The sequence below is a fragment of the Streptosporangium lutulentum genome (assembly GCF_030811455.1).
Classification (GTDB): domain Bacteria; phylum Actinomycetota; class Actinomycetes; order Streptosporangiales; family Streptosporangiaceae; genus Streptosporangium; species Streptosporangium lutulentum.
In genome coordinates, this window is the sequence record NZ_JAUSQU010000001.1 from 6,976,484 (window position 1) to 6,991,804 (window position 15,321).

Consider the following 15,321-nt stretch of genomic DNA (forward strand, 5'->3'; position numbering starts at 1 on the left):
GTCATCCCCCGGAGAACCGGAGGCCACGACGGCGTAGCAGGAGTCCGGTGGCGGCGGCGAGGGTGAGCAGGAAGCCGGTCACCATGAGCATTCGCCCGTCGGGGCCGGACTCACCACCGCCTCCGGTCGCTACTCCCCCCGCCGGGGTTTCGACCACCGTGCCGATCCCGTCCGCTTCCGGGTCCCCGGTCACGGTCGCCGTGACGGTCTGGGTCGGCTGCGGGTCCGAAGGCACCGGTACGGAATCGATCGGCTGATCGTCCGAGGTTGTCGTGACGGTGGGGGTCGGCTGTGTACTCGGGGTCACCGGGAGGGAGCCGGCCGGCTGGTCGTCGGCGGAGGTGACGGTGAGGGGATAGGTCGTCAGGGCGTCGGCGTTCTTCACCTCACACTCGATCGCCGGTCCGGTGGGCCCGGTCCCGAAGTTGACGGCGGCCGGCCGTACCCTCGCGGTGCCCGCGTTGGCCGATGTGGTCTTCAGGGGAACCGTGGTCGTCGGCAGGGCGATGATCTGACCCGCGCCGAGCGCGGTGAGTTCGCCCACCCCGGTGGCGGAGGTCATCCCGGCGAGCTCGCTGATGGACGCGTACGCGTACAGCTTGGTGCCGCCGGCCAGTTCCGTGGCGGGGGCCCGCAACGCGGTGGCGTCGTCGACGTAGGTCCCTCGCCAGCCGATGGTCATCTGCTCGCCCGTGACGGCGTCGGCCGGCATCGTCAGCTCGATCTTGACCTTGATGTCTTGTTCCTCGGTTACGCCGGACGTGGTGCATCGGTATTCGACGATGTCGGTGGCGACGACCGCACCCCGTGGCACCTCGGAGACGGCGGCCTGCGCCGGTTGGCAGACCAGGGTCAGGCTGCCGGTCAGAGCGGCGACCGAGAGAAGCGAGCGGACGCGCAAGGCGACTCCTGGTGCGACAGATGAGGAAGACACAAGTGAGACGAGGGGAGCGAACGTTCGGTTGACACCACTTCGCGCCTTTCGCCCAGCAAAAACGCATGTCGATCCTGTTCGACGCGCGAAACCGGATGACGAGAGGTCGCAGGCCCCTCCCTCTGATCGCGCGGTCCGCGGTCGACGTGCTCGGCGAGATGCCGCCGCCGTTCGACCAGGCCGTCACCGGGCAAGTCGCCGGTCAGTCGCGGGTGTCGAGCGGGACGTGCAGCGACAGGTGCCCGGACAGGGCGCGGAGGAAGTCCGGGGCGTCGAAGAGCGCGCCCGCGGAGGCGACGCCGACGGTCCGGGTCCGGCCGGTGAGGATGCGCTCGACGGCCTCCACCGCGAGCGGAGCGCTGACGGCGTAGATGTCCCGGCCGGTGGCGGCCACGCGGCGTTCCGTGCCGCCGGAGCGGACCAGGACGTCGACGACGAAGGTCTGCGCGGAGCGGCCGTGCTCGTCGACGGCGGCCGGTGCCGAAGCGTCGGGAGCGGACAGGTCCGCGGCCGCCCTGGCGGTCATGTAGGTGCGTACCTCCGGGATGTCCAGGTGGCTGGGAACGGTGACGACGTCGGCCATGGTGAACTCTCCGATGACGCTCTGGGAGCCGAGCGGAGCCGGGAAGGGCCACTCCAGGGTCGGCAGGGCGTCATCGTGGTATTCCAGCCGTCCGTCGGTGTAGCGGACACGGCGGCCACCCCGTCGTTGCCCCGAGACCGTGCCCGCGGCGAGCGTTCCGGCGGTGGGGTGCCAACTGCTCAGGCCGTAGGCGATGTGCGCCTCGTCCGCCGTCGTCCAATCGCCCATCGCGGTGGTGACCAGCAGGTCTCCGAGGCCGCCGTAGAAGGCCATCGCCGGGAGCACCACGGTGCCCGCGGCGCGGGCGCGCTCCGCGAAGTGCGCGAACGTGTCGAGGTTCGCCTCGATCTCAGCCGCCACGTCGACGTACGGGATGCCGGCACGCAGCGCCGCCTCGATCAGCGGGGCGGCGGTCGTGGCGAAGGGCCCGGCGCAGTTGATCACGGCGGCCGCGCCGTTCAGCGCGCGGTCGAGCGAGGCCGGATCGTCGACCGACGCCTGCCGCGTCTCAAGCCCGGGGTGGGACGCCGCCAACGCCCGCAGCTTGTCGGCGTCACGGCCGGAGAGAACCGGGATGTGTCCGCGCTCGCGCAACTCCGCGACCACAAAGCGTCCGGTGTGTCCGTAGGCGCCGAACACCGCCACGTTCTGACCCGATTCCATGTCTGCTCCCTGGTGCTCAAAGTGATCCACTGCGGAAATCCTGTCCTTGTTGATCCATCGGTGCCAGCGTCTGGAACGCCATGACCCGTACAATTCCCGACATGAGTTCTGTCCCGCGCTCCGTCGCGGTCGCCGCCACCGATGGGATGCTGCACTTCGAGCTGGCCCTGGCCTACGAGGTCTTCGGTGCCGTCTCGGACGCCCTGCCAGACCCTTGGTACGACGTGAAGGTGTGCGGCACGCACGCCGTGCGGGTCGGCCGGTTCCTGCTGGAGCCGGACTGCGGGCTCGACCGGCTGGCGCACGCCGGCACCGTGATCGTCCCCGCCCTGGCGGACGTCGACGAGGACCCACCGGCCGACCTGGTCGAGGCGGTGCGCGCGGCCCACGAGTCGGGCGCACGAGTGGTCTCCCTGTGCACGGGCGCGTTCGTGCTCGCCGCCGCCGGCCTGCTGGACGGGCTGCGCGCGACCACGCACTGGGCCCACACCGAGGAGCTGGCCGCACGCCATCCCCGGGTGGAGGTCGACCCGGACGTGCTCTACGTCGACAACGGCAGCGTGCTCACCTCCGCGGGCAAGGCCGCGGCGATGGACCTGTGCCTGCATCTGGTCCGCCGCGACCACGGGTCGGCGATCGCCAACGTGGTCGCCCGCCGCCTGGTCGTGCCGCCCCACCGGGCCGGCGGTCAGGCCCAGTTCGTCACCACACCGGTGCCCGACCAGGACGGCCATCCCCTGTCCGAGTTGCTCACCTGGGTGATGCGGCGGCTGGACCAGCCGCTCACCGTCGAGGACCTGGCCCGCCAGGCGAACATGAGCTCGCGCCACCTGGCCCGTCACTTCCGTTCGGCCGTCGGCACCACCCCGCTGCAGTGGCTGCTGACCCAGCGGATCCGCCGCGCGCAGGAGCTGCTGGAGACCACGGACGACAGCGTCGACGCCATCGCCTCGGCCGCGGGCATGGGCACGTCGACGACACTGCGCCGCCACTTCCACCGCACGATCGGCGTGCCGCCGGACGCCTACCGCCGGACGTTCCGCGCGTGAGGCCGCGGTCCTCGCCCTGACGGTTCTCGGCCGTCCCGGCGGCCGAAGGGCCACCGGCGTCCACGGACCGGCAGGGGACGACGCGACAGGCCGGGCTGGCAAGGCGTCCCCCTCGCTGTCAGACTTCTTCACATATGAAGCGAGTCCTGATCCTGGCTCTGCTCGTCGCGGGCTGCGGCGCCGATCCATCACCCGTACGGCCGACCGCCGCGCCGCCTCCGCCGGCCACCGCCACCGCCGATCCCCTGGAAACGACGGACTCCTGCCCCAGCCCGCCCCGTGGGGTGAACCAGTTCTCCCCGCGGGAGGCGGCCTCCGGCTGGGAACTGGCGTGGAGTGCGCCCGGTGGGGGCCTGAACGCCGGCACGGCCGCCGACGGCTCCCTGTGGGCCATGCACATCCCCCCGGCCGAGGACTCGAAGATCATCCTTATGCGGTGGGACGGCCGGACGTGGAGCGAGCTGCCGGTCATGCCGGGTGACAGCGCCCTGTGGCCGTACTCGGTCGCCGACACCCGCCATGTATGGGTCTTCGCCCAGCCCGCACGGTTCTGGGACGGTACGGCATGGCGGCAGCGACCTGCCCCACTCGACGAGGCGGACGGCTCCGTGCACGCCGCCCGCGGCCGCTGGGCGGTCAACCACACCGCGTCGGCCCACTGGAACGGCACGGCCTGGCAGCTCGCCCCGGTACCCATCGAGGGCGGTGGCAGGATGGGCGGAACCGACCAGGCGCCCTGGCTGCTGGGCGGATTCTCCGCCCGGGGAGAGAACGAACCGGTCGCGGAGCTGGCCAGATGGACCGGTACGGCATGGCAGCGGGTTCGGCTCCCCGCCATGCCGCTGCCCCGCGACGCCAAGCCGGTGCACTCGGATACGGGCCGGCTGCTCCTGGGCGGCGTCGCGCCGACGGGCGACGGCGAGTTCTGGGTACTGGGCGACTACCGCTGGGACGAGTACCCTCCGGACGGCGACGAGCCGGTGAGCCGGCCCAGGCCCGTCGCGCTCCGCCACGCCGACGGCAGATGGACCTGCACGTGGGGACCGGCTTCGAGGGAGAACCAGGGCTTCTCCGATGCCGAACCCGACGGCTCCGGCGGCCTGTGGACGATCCTTCGGACGCAACCCGTCTTCGACGGGCGGGGCGAGGTGTGGCACCTGGCCGAAGGCCGCTGGACCAGGGAGTTCCTCCCGGTCGCCGACGGCCTGCCGTACGAGATCAACGACCTTGCCGTCATCGGTACCACCGTCTACGCGCTGGGGGTCATCAGAGACCCGCGCGGGACGCAGTTCTCGGCCCTGTGGCGGCTCAACCGCTGAGGCCGGCGGCGCGTCGCCCAGGCGGTCGACGAGGTGTTGAACCCGCCCCCGGCGTCGCGGTGACACCGACGAAGGCGAGGAGGTGGCCGGCGTGGTGCTCGTAGCGGCGGTGCGGCGTCGAAAGGCGTTCGGCCACGCCGTCGTCCGCTCTTCACGGCCTCGGACGACTCCGATGGATACTTCACGGACACCGACTTCGCCAACCCCGACCACGCGGCGCAGCGGAACCGACACCGACTGGAAATCGAATGACCGACCTCGAAGCCCTCGTCCGGCTGTGTCCTCCCCCGAACTCAGCGACGCACATCGACTGGAACGGAATCGAGGCCGGGCTCGGGATGCCCCTGCCCGATGACTACAAGGCCCTCGCCGAGCGGTACGGGCCCGGAAACTTCTGCGACTACCTCACCCTCTACCATCCCCACGGGCCCACCGAGTACGTCACTCTCACCGGGCCCATGCCCGCGCGGATCCGGGCCCATCTACGCACGGACTACGACCGTGGCACACACCCCGTGCCCTACGACCCCGATCACCTCTTCGCCTGCGGTGTGACCGGCAACGGCGAGTACCTCTTCTGGATCACCGACCCCGTGACCGACGGCGGCCGCCGGCGGATCGCGGTCAACGAGGCCCGGGGCCCGCGCTGGTTCACCTACGACGGAACCGTTACCGGCTTCCTCGTGTCCGTCCTCACCGGCGAGACGCGCGTACCCCAGTTCCCGTCCAGCCTGCTCGAAGATCCTCCCACGTTCACGCCCGCATCTCCCGTTCCCGCTCTTTGGGAACCCGTACCCTTCGACAGTTTTCCCTCCGCCCCTGTCGATACCGCGGCCGTCCGCGCGTGGGCCCGTGAAAACGGCTACGACGTACCGTCCCGAGGGCGCGTCTCCCCGGACATCCTCAACGCATGGGCCGACTCCCACGACCACTGAGCCTGTCAGGCACTCACGGATACCTCGTCGGGTGACACGGACCCGAGCGGAGATCCCACCAGGAACGTCCCTTCGGGGTGGGATCGTCCGCCAGGCGGCCTGCCGCACGCCCCCGTTGGGGGCGTCGCCGCGAACGACGGTCCTTCCGGTGCGACGCCGGTGACGCCTCGATCAGGCGGCGGCCTGGCGGATGAGGTCGGCGACCGCGGCGGGCTGCGAGACGTAGACGGCGTGGCTGCCGATGACCTCGACGACGGTCGCTCCGGCGCGCTCGGCCATGGCGCGCTGGGCCGGCGGCGGGATCATGCGGTCCTCGGTGGCCACCAGGTACCAGCTCGGCTTGTGCCGCCAGGCCGGCTCGGTGACCGTGCCGCCCAGGGCGCCCACGCCCCAGGGAACCTGGGAGTCGGCCATGAACGCGGCCGCCTGCGCGGGCACATCGGCGGCGAACGAATCGTGGAACTTGTCGCGGTCCAGGAAGAGGAAGCCCTCCACGGGAGGGAGGATGGGCGGCACCGGCGCGCCGGGCGGCGGGTCGGCGATGAGGGTGTTGACCGATTCGCCCTTGTCGGCGGCGAACGCGGCGATGTACGCCAGTGAGGCGACGTTGGGGTGGGTGCCGGCCTCGCTGATGACGACTCCGCCGTAGGAGTGGCCGACCAGGACGGCCGGGCCGTCGAGGCCGTCCAGGACCCGGCGGGTCACCGCGGCGTCGTCCTCCAGCGACAGCGTCGGGTTCTGCACGATGTGGACGCGGAAGCCGTCCCGGGTCAGTTCGTCGTAGACGCCCTGCCAGCCGGATCCGTCCACGAAGCCACCGTGCACGAGCACGATGTTCTTGATGGTGGTCATGGTCTCTCCTGACCTGGGTGGACAGGCACGGCGCCTGTCTCCTGTGCACTCCATTCAAGTCGCGCGCGCGTGACCCGGCCACGCAGAACAGGACGCAGAATTGGCGCGGAACCGTCAGGGCGCGGCGTTCGCCAGGTCGCGGCAGCGGCTGCTCGCCTCGGCGTCGCCGAGGGCCTCGTACACCTCGGCGGCCCGCGCGTGGGCATGGCGGCTCTCGCCGGTCCGTCCCTCGTCGGCCAGCAGGGCCGCCATTGTCTCCAGGGCGCGGGCCTGCGGTACGGGCAACCGAACCTGCTCCATGAGGCTGATCGCCTCGGTGAGCTTGACGATCGCTTCGGTCCGGTGGCCGAGCGATCCCAGGCATTCGCCGACGCGGGCAAGCGCGATCGGCCGGGTGAACGCCGCGATGCTCGGCGTCATCCCCGAATGGTCGTCGTCCAGCAGGGCCAGCACGTCGAGGTACTGCGCCAGTGCCTCGGTGTGGCGTCCGGCGTCGCGAAGACAGGTGCCGAGGGCGCCGAGACACTGGCTGTACGAATCGACGTCGCCGCTCGCCCTGAACGACTCCGCCGCCCGGGATTCCGACGAGACGGCCTCATCGAGCCGTCCCAGCCTCCGAAGCGCGCCCCCCTCGTTGTGGTGGGCCGAGGCGATCTGCGCCGTGGCCCCGCTGCGGGTGGCGAGGTCCATCGCCTGGGCTGTGTACCGCAGTGTGGTCTCCGGATCGTCTCGTGGCACCAGATGGACCCAGGCCAGCAGGTTCAGCTGCGCGGCCTGCCGGGCCGGATCGCCCAGGGCCGCGGCGGCCTCTGCGCCGAGGGCGAAGACCTCGTGCCAGTGCGGCGCGTGCATCCACCGGTCGGAGAACCAGTCCATCGAGTCCGCGCAGTCGAGGACGGCGGAGTGCCTGCCGACGCTCGCCGCGTGACGTAACGCCCCCAGCCAGTTGTCCGCATTCGCGCGCAGCCAGGCGTCGGCCTCCTCCAGTGAGGACAGGCCGGCGTCGGGCCGGTCGGAACGGCCGTAGGCGGGCTCGAACCACCGCCCGGCGGTGGTGGCCGTCCGCAGCAACCATGACGTCACCGTCTCGTTGATCGCGTCGCGCTCGGCCGCGGGTTCCTCTTCCCGAAGCCGGTCGCGGGCGAACAGCCGGACCAGGTCGTGGAAGCGGTAGCGGCCCGACGTGCTGTCCTGCAGCAGGCCGAGGTCGACGAGTTCGTCGAGGGCGTCCCAGGCGTCCTCGATCGGGGTCCCGCCGGCGACCGCGGCCAGAGCGGCGTCGAAGTCGCGGCCCGGCACCAGGGCGAGCCGGCGGAAGACCCGCCGTGTGAGTCCCGCGAGCTGCTCATACGACATCCCGAACGCCTTGGCGATCGTGAGGTCGCCTGCCCTGAGCTGGTCGAGACGGCGCTCCTCGTTCGTCAGCCGGGCGGCGAAGTCGGCGGCGTTCCACCCCGGTCGGCTCGCCAGCCGGTTTCCCGCGATCCGCAACGCCAGCGGCAGGCCACCGCACAGGTGCGCGAGCCGGGTGAGCCCCGGTTCCCCGTCCGAAGCGGACCGTTCGCCCAGGATCCCGGCCAGCAGTTCCGTGGCTTCCGCGAGCGGCAACGGGCTGAGGCTCAACCTGCGCACGCCCTCCAGGCCGGCCAGCAGCCGCCGGCTGGTGACCAGAGCTCTGCCTTCGCCGCCTCCCGGCAGCAGCGAGCGGACCTGTTCCTCGGACGCGGCGTTGTCGAGCACGACCAGAACGCGCCTGTCCCGCAGCAGCGATCGGTACAGGGAAGCACGTCCGGGGATGTCGCCCGGTATCTGCTGATCCGCGACGCCGAGCGCACGCAGCAGCAGGAGCAGGGCCTCATCGACGGCGAGGGGTTGCGGGGACATGCCGAACAGATCGAGGAAGAGCACCCCGTCGGCGAAGTCCGGGCGCAGGACGTGGGCGGCGCGGACGGCGAAGGTGGTCTTGCCCAACCCGGCGGGGCCGGTGATGAGTCCCACGCCGGCGGCACCCGGCGCGTGGTCGGCGTACACGAGATCCTTCGTCCAGGCCAGTTCCGCGACCCGGCCGGTGAAGTCGTCAACCGAGCGGGGCAGCTCGCACAGCCCGGTCGGGCGCGTCCAGTGATCCCGTAGCCGGCCGTCTCGCGCCAGTTCGACGAGCTGGTCGCGGGCGGCCTCCGTCAGAGCGAGCGCGTCCGCCAGGGCGGTGACGGTTCGGTGCCGGGGTCCCCTGCTGCGTCCGCGCTCCATGTCCGACAGGGTCCGGGCGCTGACCCCGGAGGCTTCGGCGAGTTGCTCCAGGGTGAGGCGTGCCGCGTGCCGATGGCGGCGCAGCAGCTCCGCGAAGCTGTGTGGGGTGGTGATGGGGTGCTCCTGGTCAGCGGTGGGGTACGTGACCCGCTGCGAACAAGTGGGGTGCCCCGGCTTCGGGACCGGTCGGCAGCCCGCTGATCCGCGACTCGAACGCCGTCTGGAGACGACCGCTCAACGGCAGCACCTCCGGCAGTCGTGCGGCACCGGATCGTTGCGGACCCGACAGCGTGAGGGGAAGCTCAAGCGAGGCCGGCGGATTCCCCTCACGCCTCCTCCAGGAGACGTCGCCGCACCGCGGGGCACGAGCGCGGGGAACCGGTTCACCGCCGGCGCGTCCGCGGCCTCGTCCGTAAGCGGCCGCACCTCGTGAAGGGGCAGGCCCGCACGGTCGCGGAGATCGCCGTCCCGCTCGAACAGATCAGCGTCGCCGACCGTCTCGGGACCGCCGGATGGCGAATCGGCCACGGAGGCTCCTTCATCTACCCCGGGAGGGCCTGGCCCGGTGCTTCGTCATCTTATGAGAGCAGCGGAGCAATGAACTAGATCATCCTGGTTTGAGGCATGCCCGGCCCCCGGCCTCTCCGAATGAGACAACCTCCGAGGTCACCCGGCTCCTGATCCCACGCGATCGACCGGCTGACCTACCTGGCGGTCCGACGCCGGACGAGCGTGATCTGCTCATCTCCGCCCACCGCGTCAGGTCGCCGGCCGCACTGCCGTGGCGGCCTCGTTCCAGGCACGTTGGTGGCGGGTGACCTGCTGGAGGGTGTCCTTGAAGGCGGTGTACCGGTCGGCGCCGAGGGCCTGTTCGTAGCGGTCTTCAATCGCGGCGAGGATGGCGCGGGCTTTGGCGATCTCGTCCAGGGCGCGGTCGGTGGGGACGATGAGCTTGGCGCGACGGTCGGCGGGGTCGGGCCGGCGGGTGACGTAGCCGAGGCGGGCGAGTTCGTCGGTGATCGTGCCGACGATCTGCTTGTGCTGGCCGGACCGGGCTGACAGATCGGTCGCGCGGGTGCCGCCGGGGTCGAGGAAGGCCAGGACCGTTCCGTGCCGCGGGCTCACGTCGGGGTGCCCCTGCTCAGCCAGGGTGTGGAACAGCTCCTCCTGGATGGCCCGCATGAGCTGGCCTGTGAGCATGCCCAGGTCTGGTCCTTTGCCGGTGATGCCCATGGAAGTCCTCTCCGGATTTTTTAGTCACGATCATTGACGATAATTGATCGTGACTTTATCGTAGGTCTCAGCCGATCCCACCCCCCCGGCCCGAAGAGGCAGATCATGCGCAGGATCATCGCATCCACCTACGCCACCCTCGACGGCTTCATCGACAACCCGCACGAGTGGTCGATGAAGTACTCCGACGCCGAGTCCCAGCACTACGCGTCGTCCTCACCTACCGCCCCGAGCCCTCCGCCTAGTCCGTCGCGGGACCGGCGAACACCCAGAAGGGAGCGGTCATCATGACCCTGACCGGATCGAGGAACACCCCCACCTCCGCGCGCCGTCTGCGCGCGGGCTTCACCGGCGCCGTGCACCTTCCCGGCGAAGCCGGATACGAAGAGCACCGGCGCCCGCTGTTCACCCCGATCGACCAGCGACCCGCTCTGGTGGCCGAGGCGACCAGCGCCGAGGACGTACGGGCGGCGGTCGTGGCGGCTCGGGACGCCGGCCTGGCACTGGCCGTGCAGGCGACCGGGCACGGCACCCACGCGCCCTGCGACGGCGGCCTGCTGTTGAGGACGTCCCTCATGGCCGGAGTGCTCCTCGATCCGCGCCGGCGCATCGCCCGCGTCGGCCCCGGCGCCCGATGGGGCCAGGTCATGACGGCCGCCGAGCCGTTCGGACTGGCCCCTCTGTCGGGCTCGCACGCCGACGTCGGCGTGACCGGGTACACCCTCGGCGGCGGCCTGGGCTGGCTCTCCCGCGCGTACGGCTTCGCCGCCGACAGCGTGCTGCGCGCCCAGATCGTCACGGCCGACGGGCGGCTCGTGACCGCTGCTCCCGACAGCCACCCCGATCTGTACTGGGCGCTGCGCGGCGGAGGCGGCAACTTCGGCGTGGTCACCTCGCTGGAGTTCCGGCTGCACCCGGTGGCCCGGGTCTTCACGGGCACCGCCTGTTTCCCGGTCGAACGCGCCGGCGAGATCGTGGCCTTCTACCGGGACTGGATCACCGGGCTGCCCGACGAGCTCAGCACCGCCCTGTCACTGACCTCGATGCCCGACGACCCAGGGGTGCCCCCACTCGTGCGCGGCCGCCGCGTCCTGCAGCTCAAAGCGCTGTACGCGGGGAGCGCCGACCAGGGCCGGCGGCTGCTGCGGCCGCTGTGGCGAGCCGCGGGCCCGGCGCTCATCGAGGACTTCCGCACCATGCCGTACGCCGAGGCCTCCATGGGCGGCACCGCCCCCGGCCAGGTCGAACTCCTGAGGGAGCTGCCGGACTCGGCGATCGCGGCGATCATACGCGTCGCCGAGCCGTACGACGGGCCGGCCGTGGAGATCCGGCACTGGGGCGGCGCCATGGGCCGCCCCGGCCCCGACGCCGGCCCGGTCGGCCACCGCGCCACCCGCCTGTCGGTGATCGCCGACGCCGGCTCTCCGGTCCTGGCTGACGCCCTGCGCGCGCACACCAGCGGCGGGGCGTTCCTGAACTTCCTGCACGACTCGACCCGGACCGCGGACGCCTACACCGCCGCCGACCACCGGCGGCTGAGCGCCGTCAAGCGCCTGTACGACCCTGACAACACCTTCGGTGTCACGCACAACATCCCGCCGGCACCGCTCATCGCCGCCCGTCCGACGTCATCGAAGTGGGCTCCGTCTCCGGGGTCGAGGAGCGCGGGGACAGCCATCGGCGGTTAGATGGATCAACCGGGTCGAAGGCCTTGATAATCGTCGGACCGGACGCCCACGGCGGCACTCCCCTGCGCCACCGCTCCAGATCCACCCGCGACGGCGGCCCCGCGTACCGGGGTCGGCAGCCCGGCATCGAGCGATCCCTTGATCCGCAGCACGATGTCCACGTGTGACTCTTCGTCCTCACGGTAACCGTGGAGGGCACGGCCGGGTGCGATCAGCCGCTGCTCCTCAAGGAGCGCGGCAGCCGACGGGATACGCCGGTACGCTCCGCGAGCTCTCCGATTCTCACGCGCTCAGGCCTGCGCCCTTGACCTTCACGTCAACAGGGGGCGTGTCCGGATTTCCGGCAGACGCACTGTTCCCAGGCGTCCGTTACCGCTGGGCGAGGGTTTTCAGCGGGGCGGGGTCACTCCGTTGAACCAGTTCTGCGCGGCGACAGCGGTGTCGTGCTCGCGGTCGCCGGTCACGGTGATGCGTTCGAGAGCGGCGAGGTGTTCCTCGGTCAGGGCAAGGTCGGCGGCGAGGCTGTTCTCCTCGAAGAACACCGGCCGTCGGGTGCCGGGGATCGGGACGACGTCGGGCGCCTTGGCGAGCAGCCAGGCAAGCGCGACCTGGCCGGGGGTGGCGTCGAGGTCGGCGGCGATGCCGCGGACGACGTCGATGGTCGACAGGTTACGGTCGAAGTTCTCCTCGGAGTACCAGGGCATGCCGCTGCGGTGGTCCTCGTCCTTGAGGTCGCCCCGGGAGGTGATGGTGCCGGTGAGGGCGCCGCGGCCCAGCGGACTGTACGGCACGACCCCGATGCCGAGTTCCCGGGTGAGCGGGAGGATCTCGGCCTCGATGCTTCGCTCCCACAGTGACCACTCGGTCTGGAGCGCGGTGATCGGGTGTACGGCCGCGGCCCGGCGGATGGTGTCGGGTGCGGCCTCGGAAAGGCCGATGTGGCGCACCTTTCCCTCGGCGACGAACTCGGCCATGGCGCCGACGGTGTCCTCGATCGGGACCGTCGGGTCGACACGGTGCTGGTAGTAAAGGTCGATGTGGTCGGTGCCCAGACGCCGTAGGGACCGTTCCAGACGCTCGCGCGCGTAGGCGGGGCTGCCGTCGATGCGCGCTTCGCCTCCGCCGAACGGGGCCGAGACGATGCCGAACTTCGTCGCGACGACGAACTCGTCGCGGCGCCCGGCGATCGCACGGCTGATGATCTCCTCGCTGGCCCCGTAGCCGTCGGCGGTGTCGATCATTGTGACGCCGAGCTTGGCGGCACGGTCGATGATCTCCCGGGCCACCGTGTCCGGGTCGTAATCGCCGTTCTGGCCGTAGGGGTTGGCGAAGCTCATCGCGCCGTAGCCGATCGCGCCGATCTCGAGCCGATCGGGCCCAAGGAATCGGGTGGGAATGCTCATGGCCAGGTCCTTTCGGGCGCGCAAACATGTCCTCATTCGGGGACTTGCATGCACGCAGGTATGTCCTCACTTGGGGACAAGTGTAGTCCTCAAGTGAGGACAAGAGTCCAGGGGGCCTAGGATGAGGGGCATGGCCACCGATGCGTCCGCTTCCGCGCCCCGGCGCACGCGCGACGCCGAGGCCACCCAACGCGCCATCCTCGGCGCGGCGATCGACGCGTTCGCCCGCAGCGGCTACGACGGCGCGAGCACGCGCGACATCGCGCGCGACGCCGGCGTCGACCCTCGGTTGATCACCCGCTACTTCGGATCGAAGGAAGCGCTGTTCACACGAGCGGTGGAGGAGACCTACCGCCACCCCCTCATGATGATCCCCGGGCGCAACCGCGAAGTGGCCAAGGCGCTGCTCGGCGGCGCGCCGCTGGAGCAGGCCAAGGGACTCCTGCTCACCATCCGCTCGGCCGGGAACGAGCGGGCCGTTGAGATCATGCGCGACCATCTCGAACAGCACTATCAGCGCGACCTCGCCGACGCGCTTTCCGGCCCCGATCCGGAGATGCGCGCCGCGTTGTTGATCGCCGTCTGCACCGGGATGCAGATGCAACGCAACGTGCTGGGTAATCGAGCGCTGCTGAGTTCGGACTCGGACATGAGCGTTGATCTGCTCGCCGCCGCACTCGACCTCATCGGTGCGAGCGACGCGCCCGCCCCCGCTTCCGGGGACACCCTTCCGAGCACGTGACACAGGAGCGCTCGGAAGGTGTCGTCACATGACGCATCGGGCCTCCTGCCATCCCAGGCACCATTTGTCTCTTTTGTCGCATTTATTTAGTTTTTTGTGGTTTTTGGTCGGGTAGCCCCTGAAAAGACCTTCTCGGGAGGGCACACGATGAGCGAGCACGAGGAACCGGCCGGCGGAATATCAAGGCGGGAGTTCTCCATCCTGGGCGCAGCGGCACTGGGCGGTCTGTCACACCTGGGAGCTCCCCGCCAGACCTCACCGAGCCCGAACCCCACGCCAACCCCGGACACCGGGCAGCGCGCCCGGGTGGGGTTCGTCCTCGGGCACGAGCAGTTCCGCACGCCGGCGCTCGTGTCGTTCGCCGAGCGGGCCGATCGGGCGGGATTCACTCACGTCTGGGCCAGTGACCACTCCCATCCCTGGCAGGACAACGAGGGCCACGCCATGTTCCCCTGGATCACGCTGGCCCTGGTGGGCGACCACACATCGCGCGTGACGTACGGCACCGGCGTGACCTGCCCCCTCTACCGCCACCACCCCTCCCAGGTAGCGCAGGCGTTCGCCTCCCTCGGCATACTCACGCCCGGCCGGGTGTTCCTCGGCGTCGGCACCGGCGAGGCCCTCAACGAGCAGGCCACCACCGGCAGCTACGGCCGCTACCCCGAACGCCACGACCGGCTCATCGATGCCATCACGCTGATCCGCAAGCTGTGGACCGGGGAACGCACCACCTACAAGGGCGATTACTACCGCACCGACCAGTTCAAGCTGTACGACGTACCCGACAAGCCGGTGCCCATCTACGTCGCCGCCAGCGGGCCGAAGAGCGCTTACCTGGCGGGCCGGTACGGCGACGGCTGGGTGGCCCAGACCAAGGACATCGCCAACCCGCAGCTCCACGCGGAGTTCTCCCGGGGCGCCCGTGCCGCCGGCCGGGATCCTGACGCCATGCCGAAGCTGGTGGAGACCTGGGTGGTCGCCGGCGATCAGGCCCAGGCCGAGTATGCGGCGAACCAGTGGCGGTTCACCCCCGGCGGCTTCGGCGATCTGCTGTACCAGCCCAACCCGGTCACCATCCAGCAGATCGCCGAGAAGCGCTGGCCCCTGTCCGAGGTGTACAAGTCGTGGCCGCGCGGCACCGATCCCGAGGTGCACATCAAGGCGCTGCAGAAGATCGTCGACGTGGGCGGCATCCCCATGGTCCACTCCGGCCAGGCCGACCAGGCGCGCGTCATCGACTTCTACGGCCGCGAGGTTCTTCCCCACGTGCACCGCTGAATCGGTCGCGACCTGCTCCACAGACCAGGTGATCTCGCCGGACGCGGCGATGCGATGGACGGGCCCGGATTCCTCACGCTTGATATGCGGAGGCGACTCGAGCGACCCCGACGTCCTCATCGTGCCGGCACGCGAGGGGGTGCTGAATGTGCTGCGCGCGGCGACGGTGGTCGACGTGCGCGACCAAATGGACCTGCGCATCCGCGCCATGACCACCCCTGAAGCCGCCGGTCGGCGCTTTCTGGGCACGGGGGAGTTCATGTGGATGCGGGACATCGCATGTGCGCTGCGGAACGGCCTCGGCGACCAGGGCACGCGCGTGCCGACACGTCAGCCGCCCGTGGCCGGCGAGCGGCCGTCGGCCAAGGCAGGGTGTTGAGGCAGAATGCTTC

14 protein-coding genes are annotated in these 15,321 nt (G+C 70.7%); 8 read left to right on the plus strand and 6 right to left on the minus strand.

Annotation, left to right across the window (positions count from 1 at the left end):
- Nucleotide 1: 1 nt before the first annotated feature.
- Both J2853_RS31050 and J2853_RS31055 read right to left on the minus strand, forming a co-directional pair.
- Entirely contained in the window at nt 2-901 is a 900-nt protein-coding gene (locus J2853_RS31050; protein ID WP_307564162.1) for a hypothetical protein, read from the minus strand.
- 235 nt (nt 902-1,136) lie between these two features.
- A complete protein-coding gene (locus J2853_RS31055) occupies nt 1,137-2,180 on the minus strand; it encodes a saccharopine dehydrogenase family protein (protein ID WP_307564164.1) in 1,044 nt (347 codons plus the stop codon).
- 101 nt (nt 2,181-2,281) lie between these two features.
- Here J2853_RS31055 and J2853_RS31060 point away from each other — a divergent pair, with 101 nt between their 5' ends.
- The 3 genes from J2853_RS31060 (at nt 2,282) to J2853_RS31070 (ending at nt 5,483) form a co-directional block, all read left to right on the plus strand.
- Nucleotides 2,282-3,229 (plus strand): helix-turn-helix domain-containing protein, encoded by a 948-nt coding sequence (locus J2853_RS31060; RefSeq protein ID WP_307564165.1) that lies wholly within the window; start codon nt 2,282-2,284, stop codon nt 3,227-3,229.
- 134 nt (nt 3,230-3,363) lie between these two features.
- The gene (locus J2853_RS31065) at nt 3,364-4,548 is read left to right on the plus strand and encodes a hypothetical protein (protein ID WP_307564167.1); all 1,185 of its coding nucleotides are present in this window, start codon (nt 3,364-3,366) and stop codon (nt 4,546-4,548) included.
- A 248-nt stretch (nt 4,549-4,796) separates the two neighbouring features.
- Nucleotides 4,797-5,483 carry an Lsr2 family DNA-binding protein gene (locus J2853_RS31070; RefSeq protein WP_307564169.1) on the plus strand — a complete coding sequence of 229 codons (687 nt, stop codon included), beginning with the start codon at nt 4,797-4,799 and terminating at the stop codon, nt 5,481-5,483.
- A 171-nt stretch (nt 5,484-5,654) separates the two neighbouring features.
- Here the strand turns inward: J2853_RS31070 and J2853_RS31075 are convergent, their stop codons facing one another.
- The 3 genes from J2853_RS31075 to J2853_RS31085 form a co-directional block, all read right to left on the minus strand.
- Complete coding sequence (locus J2853_RS31075) at nt 5,655-6,335, minus strand: alpha/beta fold hydrolase (protein WP_307564171.1); 681 nt, start codon at nt 6,333-6,335, stop codon at nt 5,655-5,657.
- Between the two features lie 114 nt (nt 6,336-6,449).
- Entirely contained in the window at nt 6,450-8,699 is a 2,250-nt protein-coding gene (locus J2853_RS31080) for an ATP-binding protein (protein WP_307568887.1), read from the minus strand.
- Between the two features lie 645 nt (nt 8,700-9,344).
- On the minus strand, nt 9,345-9,818 hold the full coding sequence (locus J2853_RS31085; protein ID WP_307564173.1) for a MarR family winged helix-turn-helix transcriptional regulator: 474 nt from the start codon (nt 9,816-9,818) through the stop codon (nt 9,345-9,347).
- 105 nt (nt 9,819-9,923) lie between these two features.
- Between J2853_RS31085 and J2853_RS31090 the strand changes: the two genes are divergently transcribed.
- Together J2853_RS31090 and J2853_RS31095 are read left to right on the plus strand one after the other, a co-directional pair.
- Complete coding sequence (locus tag J2853_RS31090; protein ID WP_307564175.1) at nt 9,924-10,109, plus strand: hypothetical protein; 186 nt, start codon at nt 9,924-9,926, stop codon at nt 10,107-10,109.
- Nucleotides 10,106-11,506, plus strand: coding sequence for an FAD-binding oxidoreductase (locus J2853_RS31095; RefSeq protein ID WP_307564177.1), 1,401 nt, complete (start codon nt 10,106-10,108; stop codon nt 11,504-11,506). The genes J2853_RS31090 and J2853_RS31095 overlap by 4 nt, the downstream gene beginning before the upstream one ends.
- A 389-nt stretch (nt 11,507-11,895) precedes the next feature.
- Here J2853_RS31095 and J2853_RS31100 read toward each other — a convergent pair whose 3' ends face one another.
- Nucleotides 11,896-12,909: an aldo/keto reductase gene (locus tag J2853_RS31100; RefSeq protein ID WP_307564179.1), complete on the minus strand. Its 1,014-nt coding sequence runs from the start codon at nt 12,907-12,909 to the stop codon at nt 11,896-11,898.
- Nucleotides 12,910-13,039: 130 nt separating this feature from the next.
- On the opposite strand from J2853_RS31100, the gene J2853_RS31105 reads away from it, so the two are divergent.
- From J2853_RS31105 to J2853_RS31115, 3 genes are all read left to right on the plus strand, one after another.
- Nucleotides 13,040-13,651: a TetR/AcrR family transcriptional regulator gene (locus tag J2853_RS31105; RefSeq protein WP_307564181.1), complete on the plus strand. Its 612-nt coding sequence runs from the start codon at nt 13,040-13,042 to the stop codon at nt 13,649-13,651.
- Nucleotides 13,652-13,798: 147 nt separating this feature from the next.
- Nucleotides 13,799-14,929 (plus strand): F420-dependent hydroxymycolic acid dehydrogenase, encoded by a 1,131-nt coding sequence (locus J2853_RS31110; protein WP_307564183.1) that lies wholly within the window; start codon nt 13,799-13,801, stop codon nt 14,927-14,929.
- 139 nt (nt 14,930-15,068) lie between these two features.
- On the plus strand, nt 15,069-15,308 hold the full coding sequence (locus tag J2853_RS31115) for a hypothetical protein (protein WP_307564185.1): 240 nt from the start codon (nt 15,069-15,071) through the stop codon (nt 15,306-15,308).
- Nucleotides 15,309-15,321 lie beyond the last annotated feature (13 nt).